Raw genomic sequence first — 14,628 nt, 5'->3', positions numbered from 1 at the left:
ACATTTATTCAATTAAAAAATAAGGAGTTATACAAATTATGAATACTTATTTAGATTTATGCCGTTTTATTTTACAAAAAGGCAGTTTCAGAAACGACCGCACTAATACAGGTACTAAAAGTATTTTTGGCTACCAAATGCTCTTTAATCTTGAAGAAGGTTTCCCTTTGTTAACTACTAAAAAAATGAATCTTAGATCCATTATCCACGAACTTTTATGGTTTTTAAAAGGGGATACTAATATTTGTTATTTGGTAAAAAATAATGTTAATATTTGGAATGAATGGCCTTATCAAAAATATCAACAATCAGCTTTTTTTCAAAATGAAACATTGAAAGAATTTGTGAAAAAAATCAAAAATGATCCTCTTTTTGCCACCAAACACGGTAATTTAGGTCCTGTTTATGGTAAACAATGGCGCGATTTTAATGGCGTTGATCAAATTAAATTTTTAATTTCTGAAATCAAAACCAATCCCAATTCTAGGCGTTTGATTCTTAATTCTTGGAATCCTCCCTTATTAAATCAAATGGCATTGCCACCTTGTCATGTCTTAATTCAATTCTACGTTCACCAAGGCAAACTTTCCTTGCAACTATATCAACGTAGTGGAGATGTTTTTTTGGGAATACCTTTTAATATTGCTTCTTATTCTTTATTGCTTATGATGGTAGCACAAGTAACTAACTTACAACCTTATGAATTTATCCATACTTTAGGAGATGTCCACATTTATTCCAATCACCTAACACAAGTTCAGACCCAAATTCAAAGAACTCCTAAAAAATTACCTCAAATGATTTTAAATCCTGACATCAAAAATATTGATGATTTTAAATTTAGTGATTTTACTTTACAAAATTATCAATGTGATGGAATTTTGAAAGGTGATGTTGCTGTATGATTAATTTAATTACTGCCTTTGATGGAAATTATTTGATTGGCAAAGAAAATAAATTACCTTGGCATTATCCCCAAGATTTACAATATTTTAAAAAAATTACCCTTAATAAAAATGTTTTAATGGGTTATGAAACTTATAAATCTTTAAAAAGTTATTTCAAAAACAAGCCCTTTAATTTTAAAAAAACTTATGTAGCGTCTTTAAAACATGATTTGGAATTGCCTAATTTTACTGTTGTTTCTGATTTGAAATCCTTTTTGGAAAGTGATGTTGCCCAAGATATTTTTATTATTGGTGGAGGAAAAATCTATCAACAAACTCTACCTTGGGTAACAACTTTATACATCACTCATATTTTACAAAGACATCAAGGAAACGTTTTTTTCCCCAAAATTGATTTATCACAATATCAACTAATCCAAAAAGAAATTTATCCACAATTAATTTTTGCCATTTATCAAAAGAAATTAGATACGCACAAATGTTGACTTTTATTTTTGTTGCCATTTGGTTGACATTTGTTTTTTTGCAAATTCTCAAAACTATGCCAGTTGATTTTTCTTTTTGCTACAAACTTCCAGTTAATTTAATTTTGGGATTGTTGTTGTCTTTTTTAATAACGTTTATAATTTTGGTTTTTTGTCTCGTTTTAATGACTTTTTTACCTCCTAATCATTACTTTAAAGGGTTTTTTTCGCGTAGTTTGTCGCGTTTTGTCAATCATTTTTTACGAATTAAAGTAGTAGTCCAAAATCCTCATTTGATTCCTTCAAAAGAAAATTTTGTTATTTATGCTAATCACAAATCATACACTGATCCTTTTGTTATTGCAAGTGTTATTCCAAGAACTTTGTCGTTTGCTCCCAAACAAAATTTTAATTGTTTTTTTGGAACTGCATGGTTTTTAAAATTAGCTTTTTTTTCTTTGGATTGTATGGTAATATCAAGGGATGACATCAGAAAAACTGCCCAAAATTTAATAAAGACAGTTCCCAAAGTTAAAAATGGTATGGTAATGGTAGTTTTTCCTGAGGGAGGCATTAAAGATAGAAATAATGAAAAAGCAATGCCACTTTTAGGAGGGGCTTTCAAAATTGCTTGCAAAAGTCAAGCTTCCATTTTGCCTTTAACTATCAAAGGAGCCAGTCAAATTAAAAATAAGCGCTTTTGGCAAAAAAAAGTAGTTGAAATAATTATTCACCCTCCCTTAAAATACGATCATTATTGCAATACAAATATGCATCAAGTAGCTATTGATGTGCAAAATATTATTAACTCTAGTTTTAATTAAAATAATTATATTTTCAACTTATTTTGATGTTATAATAAAATAGATGCTTAAATAAATGCATAAAAAAGAAATATTTTTTTAATAAAAGAAAGGTTTTATAATATGATTATTTTTAAAACAACTGCTTATTTTAATCCTCATTTAGATGAATTGTGTTTTTTTGAAGAAAAAGAAGGAATTACTAAAAAACTAGTTTCAGCTTTAGAACCAAGCAACAAAAAATCAGGACCTGTTGATTTATTTTGTCTTTGTTGGGCAATTTGTTTTTATAAAACTTCTAAAAAGATTTTAGCAGAACAAAACTACACAAATAAAGATTTGAAAGTAAAAGTAACTTTAGAAATGCAAAAAGACGATAAAGGTTTTTATTTTAAACCTACTGCTATTTTAGGAATCCAAGATATGACACTGGAACAAACTGAAATAATTGCAGATTCAACTCATAAAAGATGCCCTATTTCTCGTTTAATTAGTGCTGATGAAAATGTTTCTGTTAAAGTTGCAAATTACAATGAATTGATTACAGAATAAAAATTTCAAAGTTATATAATAAACAAACACCTTTTAAAGGTGTTTGTTTATTATAATGTTTAAATGATTTAAAAAAAATTATTATTCATGATAAATTTTTTTTAAATCTTTATTTTTGTGAATAATTTTTTTTATTAAAGGGTTAAAAACATAATTATTATATTTAGCATCCGAAACTATTTCTTTTAAAAAAATGATATTCAATTGTAATAAATTTTTAGTAATGTGGGCATCTTTTGTTAAGGGAAAAGTTTTGTGAGGATTTTGTAAAAAACTTTTTAATATTTCTTGTTCTAAATTGCTACAAGACAATAAATAATTTATAATTTTTTTTTTAACATTTTTGCTATAAAAATAATTCATTATAAAAATAACTAAAAGACAAATAAAAACAATAAAAATAAATTTAAAAAAGACACTTTCAAACATTATTTTATTTGCCTTGTTTCATGCTGTTCATAATTTGACGAATTTGTTTTTCAGAAGGGGTACGTCCCATTTGTCGAAACATTTCTTTGATTTGTTTTTCGCTGATGGGAGGATTTTTTTGTAAATGTTTTTTAAACCAACGAAACATTAAAAAAGCTCCTAAAGCTCCGCCTAATAAAAATCCTATAATTGGATTTATATATAACCAAATATTGTTCATTTTGAACTCCTTTTTTTCTTTTTTTGTTTTTCTTTTCTTTATGAAAGTCTAAATTTTTTGATAAAATTGGATTTTTTTATTACCGTATTGTTTTTCTTTTTGTAAAATAAATTCTTTAATTTGTGTAGGTAAAACAATTTTTCGATGTAATTCACAAATAATAATACTATTTTGATGTGTTAATTTGTTCAAATATTCAAAAGTAGGTAAATAAAAATCTTTAAAATAAGGAGGGTCTAAAATAATAAAATCAAAAATCAAGTTGTCTTTTTGGAATTTTTTTAAAGCTTGAATAAAATGACCATAAAAAATAATGCTTTTTTTCAAATCCAGTTTTAATTTTTGGTGGTTTTCTTTTAAGGTTTTAAAAGATTTTAAGGAAGCATCAACAAAATAGACTTGTTTAGCATCTCTGCTTAAAGCCTCAAAACCATAAGAACCGTTGCCTGCAAATAAATCTAAAAAGATTTTGTTTTTTACCGAGGTTCCCAAAGTATTAAAAAGAGCTTCTTTGACCAAAGAGCTAGTGGCTTTGGTGTGAATTGATGGTACTAGTTTAATTTTGTGCCCTTTAAATTTTCCTCCAATGATAATTGTTGTTTTTGTCATAAAAATATTTTTCTTTTGATGGGTTTTTTTAAAGAGGATAAAATTTCTTGATAATTGCAAGGTAAAGGGGACCCTTTTTGACTGAAATAATCAAAATTACTTTTAAGAAGCTCATAGACAGTTTGATTAAGGTTAAGGTAAGTTAGCTTTTGAAAGTATTTTATTTGGGAAAAATTTTGTTTAGATTCTAATTTGTCACTTAAAAATAAAATTTTATCGCAATAATTCATTTTTATCACCCCAAACATGTTTTTTTGATGGCATTAAGAATAGTGATATTTGTGATACCGAATTCTTTTTTAAGGTGTTTACAGCAGACAGAATGTGAAAAATGGTAGGCGTTTTGATGTATTTTTGGATATTGGCTTGATTAAGAATGAATATAAGGGTTTTTATTTTTCTAAGGTATCTTTTTTGGTGTAAGCATGAAATAAAGCTGCATTTTGAATAGGTAATAAAGGTTTGTTATAATGTCTTGCCATTTTGTGGTAGCGGTGCGATAAACTCTTATATTGTATTCTAACAGATAAGGATAATTTTTTAATTTAGTTTCTATAGCTTGACGAATTTTGTGCAACAATATGTTATTTTCATTTTTCTTCAAAGTCTTGAAATTTTTCTTTCCAAAAATGATAATCTTGTTTTTTTAGATTGGTTAAAAACTTTTTTTCACGATAAAAACGATTGAATTTGGTAAACGCACTTTCTTGAAGGCGATTTAGGGGTTTTACTAACAAAGAACAAAAACCTGCTTGATTAGCTCCTTTGATATCTGTTTGTAGTTGGTCTCCTATCATCAACATTTGTGTGGGCTCTAAATTGAGAAGTTGGCATGCTTTTTTAAAAGCTGTAGGGGATGGTTTTTTGTTTAATAAATTCAAATATATAAAAGCAAAATCATTTTTTAAAACTTTGTGAAGGCGTTTTTTAGAGGCGTTAGAAAGAATAACAACTTTGAAAATAATAGATAACTTAGTTAAAAAGGTTTTAATTTGCTCATCTAGAATATCTTTGTTACATTCAATTAAAGTGTTGTCTAGATCAAAAATTAACGCTTTAATTCCTTGTTTTTGAAACAACCCAAAAGGAATTTGCAAGACACAAGGAAAATAGTGTTGAGGGATGAAAAGTTTGTTGGGACAAGTCATTTTATTGGACATCTACAATTTTGACTCTAAAAGTGTTTCCAGTTTCGCTGGTAACAAAAACAACATCTCCTATTTGATGCCCTTTGATGTTTTTCCCCAAAGGAGATTCAATCGAAATTTTTTTTGTAAAAGGATCTGCTTCCAAGGTGCTTACTAATTCAATTTCTTGTTGTTGTTTGGTGTGTAAAAGCTCTAAAGATACTTTTTTGCCAATACTTACTTCTCTTTCTTTGGAAACTTTAACTACGCGGACATTTTTTAAAATATTTTGGATTTCTGAAATGCGATGTTCTATTAAAGCTTGTTCGTTTCTAGCAGCATCATAATCAGCGTTTTCCGATAAATCTCCTTGTTCGCGAGCTTCTTTTAAGGCTTCTAAATTTTCTTTTCTTTTAACTTCTTTTAAAAAAGTTAATTCTTTTTTTAATTTTTCTATTCCTGGTTGGGTAAGTTCATAAATTTTATTATTCATAAATAAAAGACCTTCTTTTTTATTTTTTGGTTGTTTTTCAAAATTCCTAAATTATTTTTTGAGATAAGAAATAATTAATCCATCGCCTACATCTTGAAAAGTGGTGGTAAAATCTGGGTGATTTGTTAAAAAAGTTTGAAAATTATGCATTTTTTTGAAAATTCCTTTATTATTTTTAGTAGTTTTTGCTTTTTTAAAACAACTTAAATTGAGGTTATCAAAAATGATAATTCCTTGTTTTTTGAGGAAAGGAGCATATTTGCAAAATAACTTTTGATATTGGGCTTTGGCAGCATCAATAAAAATTAAATCATAGTTTTTTAAATTGCAAGTAGGATAAATTAACGCCTCTGCCCAAATGACATTTATGTGATAGGGAGTTTCTTTTAAAAATTTTTTAGCTAAATTATAATTTATAAAATCTCTTTCCAAGGTATCAATTTTAGTGGTAAGAGAACTCATAGCCAAAGAGCTATACCCAATGGCAGTTCCGATTTCTAAAATATTTGTGATTTTGTTTTGTGAAATTACATCAATTAACAAAGCTAATCCTTGGTCTTGAATAATGGGTATTTTGTTTTCTTGGGCGTATTTTTTTAATTTTTGTAAGTGCTTTTCTTTGTTAAAATCAAACATTTCGATTCTCTTTGTTTAGGTATAATTTGATATAATCGAGATAATTTTGTAAAATGATGGCTGCTGCAATTTCGTCTTTCATTTGTAAAATTTTGCTTTTTTTTTTGTTATTGGTTTTTAACATTTGGATTGCTTGTACGGTAGATAATCGTTCATCCCATAAAATTACTTTTACTTGCCTAAACTTTTTTTCTAGCGTTTTTTTAAAATCATTACTTATTTTGGCTTTAATTCCTATATCGTTGTTCATGTGTTTGGGGTATCCCAAAATAATTGTTTTAATTTGATATTGATAAATGATTTCTTGTAAAGGTGAAATCAATTGATCGTATTTGTGGGTGTCAAAAAAAATGGTTTTGAGGTTTTGGGCAATAACTCCTGTTTGTGATAAAGCAATTCCTAAAGTTTTTTCACCTAAATCCAAACCCAAAGATGCATTATTTTGGTAGTTTAACATAATAAAACATTCTCATTTGTTAAAAAATGGTTTGAATGATAAAAATTATTCTTTTTTTCTTGGTTTTGGTTCAACTTTATTTTATCAATTTTTTTGTGTTTTGAGGCAAATAATTTTATTAATAATTGTTTAAAATAATTGAAAAATAGTGGGTTGGGTTTTTTAAAAGAATTTAATTTTAACTTTTTTTTCACTTTTTTTCCTTTTTTATTTTTTTGTTTTTTGTCATTTCGAACACCTTTTAACAATTTTTAGGAATTTTAAAGATTTTTAATAATTTTAGAAATTTTTTCTTTGAGTATTTTTATTATAAAAATTTCTAAAAGGTTAATTTATTTCTAATTTGTTTTTTACAAAATTAAGAACTTTTTCTAAATTTTGAGTTTTTTTGGTGCCACCCTGAGCTAAACTGGCATTGCCACCGCCAGAACCACAAGCCAAGGACACACTTTCTTTAATCAAATTGCCTGCATGTAGAGTTTTGCTTTTGCATAAAAAAACAATTTTTTCAGGTTGCACATAAGATAAAAATAAAACTTCTAAATGATATTTATCAAAAATATGATTCATAAAAAATTTGAGAACTTCTAAAGGTTTTTCTTCTTTAATGGTTAACATTATTTTTTTGGTAATTCGTGGTGGTAAAAAATTAGATTCTGCTTGTAACATCTTTTTTTGATGATATTCTAAAACTTTTTTTTCAAAAAGAACTAAGGCTTGTTGTTGTGTTTTGATATGTTTTTGATAATTGATAATATCTTGATAACTTTTGGTTATTGGAGGAAATTTTTTAATTTCAAAAGTGAGTTTTTGTGTTTGTAAGGATTTTGCTTTTTGGGTTAATTGGTGCAATTCGTTTTGGTAAGGAGCTAATTTAGCGTTGAGACTTTCTTTGCAATTATTATTACAAACTGCCTCAATGCGGTAGATGCCAGAGCTAATGCTTTCGCACGACAAAATAGTAAAATGTTCTAAATCTTTAGTGTTTGTGGCATGTGTTCCTCCGCATAAATCCACTGAAAAAGTATCAATACTTACGATTCTTACTTTGTCTTTGTATTTGGCTTTTTGATTTTGTTCTAGAAGAGTGGCGTATTTTTTTTGGGCGTCTGGGATTGAAAGTTGTTCAATTTTGACTGGAATTGTTTTTTGAATCAGTTGGTTTACTTCTTTTTCTATTTGTAATAAAGTTTGAGGAGATATTTTTTCAAAATGATTAAAATCATAACGCAAAGATCCAAATCCCACTGATGAACCTTGTTTTTTGATGTGATTGCCTAATTTTTTTTGCAAAACTGCTTCCAAAAGATGTGTTGCTGTGTGATGATAAGAAATTTGTTTTCGTTTAGTTTTGTCAATGCAGGCATAAACTTCTTGACCTTCACAAAAGTTGCCTTGAAATTCGTGCAAAATTTGTCCGTTTGGTAGTTTAGTTATTTTGGTAACTTTGGTGTTGTTAATCCAACCTTCATCTTCTATTTGTCCTCCCATATTAGCATAAAAAGGTGTTTTTTCAAGCACTATTCCTTTATCAAAAACTTTGATTACTTTGGTTTTACAAGCAAAATTTGTATAACCTATAAATTCGCTGGGAGTTAAAAATTGGAGAAACGCTTCTTCTTGTTTGTTCATATGTGTTTTTGATTTTTGGTTTTGTTTGCTTAAATTTTGGTGTTCGTTGAGTAATTCTTGAAATTTTTGGTAGTCTGTTGTAATGTTTTTCTTTTTAACATAATCCAAAATTAAATTTTCGGGAATGCCATAAGTGTCGTATAATTTGAAAAAGTTTTGTCCTGATAAAGTTTTTTGGGTGAGGTGTTGTAAAAAAGTTTTTTCGGCAGTTTTGAGAGTTTTTTCAAAAATATTTTCTTGTTGCAATATAACTTTGGCAATCATTTCTTGGTTGTTGCGTAATTCTTTGTAAAAATCTTTCATCATTGCAACTATTGGAGGAACCAATTTATGTAAAAAAGGTTTGTCTAAACCTAGTTTTTTGCCTTCGTTAGCAGCTCTTCGTAATAATTTTTTTAAGACATATCCCCTTTTTTCGTTAGTGAGGACTGCTCCGTCATTGATTGCAAAAACCAAAGTTTTTAAGTGATCTGCAATAATTTGAAAACTTTCTTGTCCTGTGTATGTGATTTGTGTCATTTTTTCCAAAAATTTTATTAAAGGAAAGAAAAGGTCTGTTTCAAAATTGGTTTTGGTGTTTTGCAAAATACAGGCTAAACGTTCTAAACCAGCCCCAGTATCAATGTTTTTGCTTGGTAGTTCTTGATATTTTTCGATAGGTAATTTAAGATCGCAATTATATTGAGAAAAAACAATATTCCAAATTTCGATAAAACGGTCGTTTTCTAAATCTTGAATAATTAGTTCTTTGTTGCGAGGGTCAAAAGTTTTGCCTCTGTCAAAAAAAATCTCGGTGCAAGGACCAGAAGGACCAGGACCTATTTGCCAAAAATTGTCCTTTAAAGGAATAAGGTGTGTTTTGTCGATTCCTAAATCAAGCCAATATTGATAAGTACCTTTGTCTTGAAAAAAATACGTGATGTAGAGTTTTTCTAATGGAAAAGCAAACCATTTAGGCGAAGTTAACAACTCAAAGGCGTAGTGGATAGCTTCTTTTTTAAAATAATTTCCGATAGAAAAACTGCCTAACATTTCAAAAAAAGTGTGATGGCGTGAGGTTTTGCCTACTTTTTTGATGTCATTGGTACGAATGCATTTTTGCACGTTAGTAATACGTCTAAAAGGAGGTATTTGTGTGCCATCGAAATATTTTTTTAAAGGGGTAATACCTGCATTAACCCATAATAAGTTAGATTCGTTTCGCGGTATCAAAGAAGATGATTTTACGATGTGATGGTTTTTGCTTGCAAAAAATTTGAGCCACATTTGTCTAATTTCAAAAGATGTCATTATAAAAACTCCTTTAATTGGGGGGGGTTGGGGTGATATTTGATATTAATTTGGTTTTTGATGCTGCTGCAAATAATAATTAGTTTTATTAAAATATGTTTTGATTTAATTTTGATTTGTAATAAATATATAATTGATGCCTAACATATTTATAAAATTAAAAAACTGATCAAACTTAATTTTAACATTTTTTTATGGCTTTTCGTTATTTTTTTTGTATTTTTTCGTTATTTTTTAATTGTTGATAATTATAAAAAGGTTTTTTTAAAAAAATGATATAATTTAATTGTTGTTTTAAATTAATAAAATAATTTTAATTTAACATTTTTTTATTAATTTAACATTTTTTTATTAATTTAACATTTTTTTGAGGTATCAAAATGAAAATCACATCTTTTTACAAAATTTTTAATTCTTCGTTTTTTAAAAAAAATTTAAGCTCGTTATTATTAGTTATTTTTTCTTCAATAACTTTGATTTGGGGAATTTTTGATAGTTGTTTACAAACCCATCTAGATTTATTTACTTATTTTAAAAATATTTTTCATTACACAAGACAAAATATTTTTTTAATTTTGATAGTTGCAATACTTGCTTTAACTAAATATAGAAATACTAAATTTTATCAAATATTAAGTTTTGTTGCTTTGGTAAATATTTTAATTATAAGTTTGGTTTTTTGTGATTTTATTGAAGACCGCAGACAGCATTTTATTTCTGCAAATTGGCAAATACAACTCATTCCTTATTATTTGCAATATGTCTTTGCTCCTTTGGTTTATTGTTTTTATGTTTGGAAACGATCAATTACTTTTTTGGGTTGGAAAAAAGTGTGGATAGTTTTTGTTCATCCTTTTTGCTACTTTTTGTTATCTGCTATTATTTTTGGTTTTAAAATGGATTTGAAATCGCATTTTATTAATCCTTATTACCAAAACCATTTAATATTAGCTTATTTTAAAATTTTCGTCTCTTTTTTTCTTTTGTCAATGGGTTTAATAGTAGTGCAAAAAATAAAAATTCATCCTTTTTATAAAAGCGTACTTTTAGTGTTAGGAGCATTTTTGATTTGTATTATTACTAGGGAAAAAAGTGATTGGAATCATGCCAAAGAATTGGTGTTTCATCCTCAACAAATGGGATCTTCTCTTTTTCCTGAATCACAAGATATCGCTAAACAATTAAGTAATTTGGTGCTTGAAGGAAAACAAGACTTAAATTCAAAAAAAGATGAAAAAATTTTGGAACTAGGAGCAGGCAGTGGTAATGTTACTAAATATTTAGTACAAAAGTTTGGAGTCAAAAATGTTATTGCTTTGGAATATGATAAAGAATTATGTAATGTTTTGAGAAATAAATTTCCAAATTTAACAGTTATCGAAGGAGATGCTTGTGATTTTATTAAATTGTTAAAAAATCAAAAAATTTTGATAGACCAAATAAAAGGTATAGTATCTACTTTGCCTTTGAGTATTTTTTCCCAAGAAAAATTGCAAGAACTAAATAAAAACCTTGCCACAGTAATTAAACAAAATAAGATTAGGTTTGTTGAATATCGATTTTTGCCATTTTTACTTGAAAAACACAATATTGGAGATGGTGTAGAAGAAATTAAAGATACTAAAAATCAAATTTTTGTTTCTAGTGCAATTTTACCAACCAAAGTTTTTATTTTTGCTGCTACTGATGCTACAAAATAATATCATTTTATAAAATAAAAAGTTAACTTATTTTAAAGTTAACTTTTTTATATTTTAGGGATTTTACAATATTAATTTAATATGCGTTTAATTGCTTGTTCTAAAAATTGTTTATCAATTTGATCTTTGTTATTTCTGATAGCTAAAATTAAAGCCTCATTGAGTATGGCTGCAAGTTGGGCACCTGATGCACCTTCAGTAATTAAAGCTAATTTGTAAAAATCAACATCCAAAGAAATATTTTTATTTTTAGCATGAACTTTTAGAATAGCTTCTCTAGCTTTTAGATTGGGTAAATTAATTTTTATTTTACGGTCAAACCTACCTGGACGAATCAAAGCAGGATCTAACATATCTATTCTATTAGTAGCAGCAATAATGATTATTTGTGAAAGTTTAAAAAACCCATCCATCTCTAATAAAAGTTGGTTTAAAGACTGGTCGTGTTCGCGTGATTCTATGATAGGATTGTTTTTTCTTTTAGCTCCTAAAGTATCTATTTCATCAATAAAAATAATACAAGGAGTAGTTGTTTTGGCTTTTTGAAACAATTCTCTTATTCTAGAAGCTCCAACTCCTACATAAATTTCGACAAATTCAGAACCAGATACAGCATAAAAAGGGACTTTTGCCTCATTAGCTAATGATTTTGCAAGTAAGGTTTTACCTGTTCCCGGAGGACCTTCTAATAATACTCCTTTAGGAATTGCAAAGCCCATTTTATGATATTTTTGAGGATGTTTTAAGAAATCAACTAATTCTTGGATTTCTTTTTTTTCTTCTTCGAGACCTGCTATATCTGCAAAAGTTATTTTGTCTTCGGAAAAATCATTTTTTGCATTAAATCTATTTATTTTTTTTGATAACATTTGTTTAAGGTGAATTAAAATATAACATCCAAAAATAAAAGAAACAAAATAACTTATAAATTTGAAATATAATTCTAAAAAATTAAATTGGATATTTTCTTTGATTTCCACCAAAACATCTTTATATAAATAAAAAGCATGTACTAAATAATCATAATTGGAGGTTGTCATTTTACAATAATATTTTTGATTATTAAAACTTTCTGCTTGGATTAAATAATGTTCTTTGGTCCAAATGCTGTATTGGCTTTTATAAGTATAATGAATTTTTTTAATTTCGTTTTTTTTTAATTTTTCAAACAGTTCGTACATATTTATTAAAGAAGTGTTTTTTAATTGATTTTTTTCTATCCAAAAATATGATAATTCTAGACTAATTAAAAATAATAAAATTAAAAATAATGGCAAAATAAAGAATATAATAATTTTGTTTTTGTTAAAAAATTTTAAAAACACTAAGTAGAGGCTCCATGATGAAATTTATAAAAAGAAAAGGTTATAAATTATTGTAATTAAATTAATAAAAGTGAAATAGTACACAAAAAATATGTTGTTTGGATTTTAAAAAAGATTTTCCAAAATTTAATTTTCCTTGGAAAAACCATATAAAAATTCCATATTATCTTTAAGACGTAAATTAATTAAATAAAATAAAACTCCCATAATTGTATTATTTACAATAACTGATGAAAAACTATAAATAATATTAAGCGACCAGGAATAAGAAGGGCTTTGGATGAACCACTTTAAAAAAGTTTTTTTGGCAAAGTTTTCTTGTAATAAATTAATAAATAAAATGCTTGAAATAATTTGAACTACACTAATTAACACTAAAGTTATTATAATAGGTGTTTTTTTCGTGAGATGATTTAAGTTTTTTCGATAAAATAAGCCCGAAAAAGAGCAGACAATATAGGGAAGAAAAAATCTGTAAAGGAAAATAAGGGTTTTGCTTGCATGTTCATTTTTATGGTTATAAATGTGATTATGATTTTCGTGTGTATGGTGTAATAACACTTCCATAAAAGAAAATTCTAAAACATAATGAATTAAAAGATAAAATAAACTAGCCCAAAATCCGTATTTAGGTCCAAAAAGATAACCTATTAAAATGATAAAAATTAATTCAATGCGAAAAAAAGCATAATTGCAAGGGATTCCTCCATTAATAGTATAACGAGAAAGAAGTTCCAAAACAAAAGCCAAAAATAATAAGAAAGAAATGGCAATGATTTTTCTTAAAACATTTTTTTGATTATTTAACATAAATATACCTTTGATTTTATTTTCATATTTTATTTTGCTATTTTTTTGTGTTTTTTTCATTGTTGATCTATACTTTTTGATAATCTATATAAAATTTTTAAATTTAAAACTATTTTAGTAATTGCTAATAACTTAAATTTTTAAGTTTTTCTTCTAAAATGCCTTCTTTAAGTAAGTTCAAAAAATCATCATTAGTAGCATCCAAAATATAAAAACTGATGTTTGTTTTTTCCAAAACTTCTTGTAGTTTTTCAGTTTGATAAGTTATTCCTTCAAAAAGTTTGCTAAATTTTTCTAAATTATCTTCTTTATGAAAAAAATCTCCAATCAAAGTCATTTTTTCAATTAAACCAAATCTAATATCTAAAAAAATTTCTAATCCTCCCCAAGAAAAACGTCTTTTAAGTATTTTGGTGTGATGGGGCTGGGTTAAGAATAAAAATTCATTGGAAGCAAACTGGAGAGATTCTTTTTCTATTAATTTTATTTCTTGATCGCTAAGTACATAAGTTTGGTCAGTTAAAGCCTCAGTTAAATACCGGATTAACTTTTCTTGTGACATATATGGAAGATAGCCTTTAATATTAGTTACTCGGGAACGTAAACTTGCAATTCCTTTAGAAATTAATTTTTGGTCGTTTGGAGTAATTGTGTTTATCATAGTTTGAAAATCGCAATTATAAAGAAGTGTTCCATGAGTTACCATGCCATTTTGGTTTTGCATAAAGGCATTTCCAGAAATTTTTTTGCCTTCTAGTAAAATGTCGTTCCTGCCACTAAATTCAACATTAAGTCCTAATTTTTGTAATAAAACAACAATTTTAGCTAAAAAAGGTTTAAAACTGAAATTTTTTTCTTTTTTGGAAATGATGCTAAAAAGAGGAGTTTGAGTGTCGTTATAAACACATCCCCCACCAGTAGGTCTTCTAAATAAAGGGATTTTATGTTCTTTGAGATAATCTAAATTAACTTCGTTTTCAATTATTTGATTTTTGCCAACTACAACTCCTTTTATTTTCCAAATAAAAAAGAAGCTTTTTTCAAGGTTTTTCTTTAATAAATGATTAAGGGCGTATTGTTCTAGGGCGTAATAAAAATAAGGTTTTAGGTCGCAGATGCGATTAATTTTAATCAAAATCATAATAAAATCTCTTTGTAAAGTGTTATAAATGT

17 protein-coding genes are annotated in these 14,628 nt (G+C 26.8%); 5 read left to right on the top strand and 12 right to left on the bottom strand.

The genetic code is table 11. From position 1 onward, the window contains the following. The first annotated feature begins 38 nt into the window (after positions 1–38). The 4 genes from N747_RS0102155 (at position 39) to N747_RS0102140 (ending at position 2,727) form a co-directional block, all read left to right on the top strand. Positions 39–905, top strand: coding sequence for a thymidylate synthase (locus N747_RS0102155; RefSeq protein ID WP_024563596.1), 867 nt, complete (start codon positions 39–41; stop codon positions 903–905). After that, the gene (locus N747_RS0102150) at positions 902–1,393 is read left to right on the top strand and encodes a dihydrofolate reductase (RefSeq protein ID WP_024563595.1); all 492 of its coding nucleotides are present in this window, start codon (positions 902–904) and stop codon (positions 1,391–1,393) included. Before N747_RS0102155 ends, N747_RS0102150 begins: the two co-directional genes overlap by 4 nt. Next, positions 1,387–2,196: a lysophospholipid acyltransferase family protein gene (locus N747_RS0102145; RefSeq protein ID WP_024563594.1), complete on the top strand. Its 810-nt coding sequence runs from the start codon at positions 1,387–1,389 to the stop codon at positions 2,194–2,196. The genes N747_RS0102150 and N747_RS0102145 overlap by 7 nt, the downstream gene beginning before the upstream one ends. Before the next feature lie 102 nt (positions 2,197–2,298). Next, positions 2,299–2,727, top strand: a complete 429-nt coding sequence (locus N747_RS0102140) for an OsmC family protein (RefSeq protein WP_024563593.1) — start codon at positions 2,299–2,301, stop codon at positions 2,725–2,727. An 81-nt stretch (positions 2,728–2,808) separates the two neighbouring features. Here the strand turns inward: N747_RS0102140 and N747_RS0102135 are convergent, their stop codons facing one another. From N747_RS0102135 to alaS, 9 genes are all read right to left on the bottom strand, one after another. After that, positions 2,809–3,156 carry a super-infection exclusion protein B gene (locus N747_RS0102135; RefSeq protein WP_024563592.1) on the bottom strand — a complete coding sequence of 116 codons (348 nt, stop codon included), beginning with the start codon at positions 3,154–3,156 and terminating at the stop codon, positions 2,809–2,811. Positions 3,157–3,160: 4 nt separating this feature from the next. Then, entirely contained in the window at positions 3,161–3,376 is a 216-nt protein-coding gene (locus N747_RS0102130) for a YneF family protein (RefSeq protein WP_024563591.1), read from the bottom strand. A 48-nt stretch (positions 3,377–3,424) separates the two neighbouring features. Beyond that, entirely contained in the window at positions 3,425–3,985 is a 561-nt protein-coding gene (gene rsmD, locus N747_RS0102125; protein ID WP_024563590.1) for a 16S rRNA (guanine(966)-N(2))-methyltransferase RsmD, read from the bottom strand. Then, complete coding sequence (locus tag N747_RS04100; protein WP_240992309.1) at positions 3,982–4,215, bottom strand: hypothetical protein; 234 nt, start codon at positions 4,213–4,215, stop codon at positions 3,982–3,984. Before N747_RS04100 ends, rsmD begins: the two co-directional genes overlap by 4 nt. 360 nt (positions 4,216–4,575) lie before the next feature. Continuing rightward, entirely contained in the window at positions 4,576–5,145 is a 570-nt protein-coding gene (locus N747_RS0102115; RefSeq protein ID WP_024563589.1) for a YqeG family HAD IIIA-type phosphatase, read from the bottom strand. Then, positions 5,135–5,605 carry a transcription elongation factor GreA gene (gene greA, locus N747_RS0102110; RefSeq protein ID WP_024563588.1) on the bottom strand — a complete coding sequence of 157 codons (471 nt, stop codon included), beginning with the start codon at positions 5,603–5,605 and terminating at the stop codon, positions 5,135–5,137. The genes N747_RS0102115 and greA overlap by 11 nt, the downstream gene beginning before the upstream one ends. A 51-nt stretch (positions 5,606–5,656) precedes the next feature. After that, positions 5,657–6,241: an O-methyltransferase gene (locus N747_RS0102105; protein WP_024563587.1), complete on the bottom strand. Its 585-nt coding sequence runs from the start codon at positions 6,239–6,241 to the stop codon at positions 5,657–5,659. Further along, positions 6,234–6,698, bottom strand: a complete 465-nt coding sequence (ruvX, locus tag N747_RS0102100) for a Holliday junction resolvase RuvX (RefSeq protein ID WP_024563586.1) — start codon at positions 6,696–6,698, stop codon at positions 6,234–6,236. The genes N747_RS0102105 and ruvX overlap by 8 nt, the downstream gene beginning before the upstream one ends. 327 nt (positions 6,699–7,025) lie before the next feature. Continuing rightward, positions 7,026–9,620, bottom strand: a complete 2,595-nt coding sequence (alaS, locus tag N747_RS0102090; RefSeq protein ID WP_024563584.1) for an alanine--tRNA ligase — start codon at positions 9,618–9,620, stop codon at positions 7,026–7,028. A 380-nt stretch (positions 9,621–10,000) separates the two neighbouring features. Between alaS and N747_RS0102085 the strand changes: the two genes are divergently transcribed. Next, positions 10,001–11,320, top strand: coding sequence for an rRNA adenine N-6-methyltransferase family protein (locus N747_RS0102085; RefSeq protein WP_024563583.1), 1,320 nt, complete (start codon positions 10,001–10,003; stop codon positions 11,318–11,320). A 71-nt stretch (positions 11,321–11,391) separates the two neighbouring features. On the opposite strand, the gene N747_RS0102080 is transcribed toward N747_RS0102085, so the two are convergent. From N747_RS0102080 to N747_RS0102070, 3 genes are all read right to left on the bottom strand, one after another. After that, positions 11,392–12,645, bottom strand: a complete 1,254-nt coding sequence (locus N747_RS0102080; protein WP_024563582.1) for an AAA family ATPase — start codon at positions 12,643–12,645, stop codon at positions 11,392–11,394. A 126-nt stretch (positions 12,646–12,771) separates the two neighbouring features. Continuing rightward, a complete protein-coding gene (locus N747_RS0102075) occupies positions 12,772–13,515 on the bottom strand; it encodes a hypothetical protein (RefSeq protein WP_240992308.1) in 744 nt (247 codons plus the stop codon). A 64-nt stretch (positions 13,516–13,579) separates the two neighbouring features. Then, complete coding sequence (locus N747_RS0102070) at positions 13,580–14,596, bottom strand: lipoate--protein ligase (protein WP_024563580.1); 1,017 nt, start codon at positions 14,594–14,596, stop codon at positions 13,580–13,582. Between the last annotated feature and the right edge of the window lie 32 nt (positions 14,597–14,628).

The sequence above is a fragment of the Candidatus Phytoplasma tritici genome, from assembly GCF_000495255.1.
GTDB classification, from domain to species: domain Bacteria; phylum Bacillota_I; class Bacilli_A; order Acholeplasmatales; family Acholeplasmataceae; genus Phytoplasma; species Phytoplasma tritici.
Note: the sequence above shows the minus strand (reverse complement) of the source record. Positions and strands in the feature narration are given on the sequence as shown.

What these genes read in the sequence shown, in the direction of transcription:
- N747_RS0102145 (WP_024563594.1), top strand. Translation starts at nt 1,387, where the DNA reads ATGTTGACTTTTATTTTTGTTGCCATTTGGTTGACATTTGTTTTTTTG.
- ruvX (WP_024563586.1), bottom strand. Translation starts at nt 6,698, where the DNA reads ATGTTAAACTACCAAAATAATGCATCTTTGGGTTTGGATTTAGGTGAA.
- N747_RS0102070 (WP_024563580.1), bottom strand. Translation starts at nt 14,596, where the DNA reads ATGATTTTGATTAAAATTAATCGCATCTGCGACCTAAAACCTTATTTT.
- rsmD (WP_024563590.1), bottom strand. Translation starts at nt 3,985, where the DNA reads ATGACAAAAACAACAATTATCATTGGAGGAAAATTTAAAGGGCACAAA.
- N747_RS0102135 (WP_024563592.1), bottom strand. Translation starts at nt 3,156, where the DNA reads ATGTTTGAAAGTGTCTTTTTTAAATTTATTTTTATTGTTTTTATTTGT.
- N747_RS0102085 (WP_024563583.1), top strand. Translation starts at nt 10,001, where the DNA reads ATGAAAATCACATCTTTTTACAAAATTTTTAATTCTTCGTTTTTTAAA.
- greA (WP_024563588.1), bottom strand. Translation starts at nt 5,605, where the DNA reads ATGAATAATAAAATTTATGAACTTACCCAACCAGGAATAGAAAAATTA.
- N747_RS0102130 (WP_024563591.1), bottom strand. Translation starts at nt 3,376, where the DNA reads ATGAACAATATTTGGTTATATATAAATCCAATTATAGGATTTTTATTA.
- N747_RS04100 (WP_240992309.1), bottom strand. Translation starts at nt 4,215, where the DNA reads ATGAATTATTGCGATAAAATTTTATTTTTAAGTGACAAATTAGAATCT.
- alaS (WP_024563584.1), bottom strand. Translation starts at nt 9,620, where the DNA reads ATGACATCTTTTGAAATTAGACAAATGTGGCTCAAATTTTTTGCAAGC.
- N747_RS0102155 (WP_024563596.1), top strand. Translation starts at nt 39, where the DNA reads ATGAATACTTATTTAGATTTATGCCGTTTTATTTTACAAAAAGGCAGT.
- N747_RS0102140 (WP_024563593.1), top strand. Translation starts at nt 2,299, where the DNA reads ATGATTATTTTTAAAACAACTGCTTATTTTAATCCTCATTTAGATGAA.
- N747_RS0102075 (WP_240992308.1), bottom strand. Translation starts at nt 13,515, where the DNA reads ATGAAAAAAACACAAAAAAATAGCAAAATAAAATATGAAAATAAAATC.
- N747_RS0102115 (WP_024563589.1), bottom strand. Translation starts at nt 5,145, where the DNA reads ATGTCCAATAAAATGACTTGTCCCAACAAACTTTTCATCCCTCAACAC.
- N747_RS0102105 (WP_024563587.1), bottom strand. Translation starts at nt 6,241, where the DNA reads ATGTTTGATTTTAACAAAGAAAAGCACTTACAAAAATTAAAAAAATAC.
- N747_RS0102150 (WP_024563595.1), top strand. Translation starts at nt 902, where the DNA reads ATGATTAATTTAATTACTGCCTTTGATGGAAATTATTTGATTGGCAAA.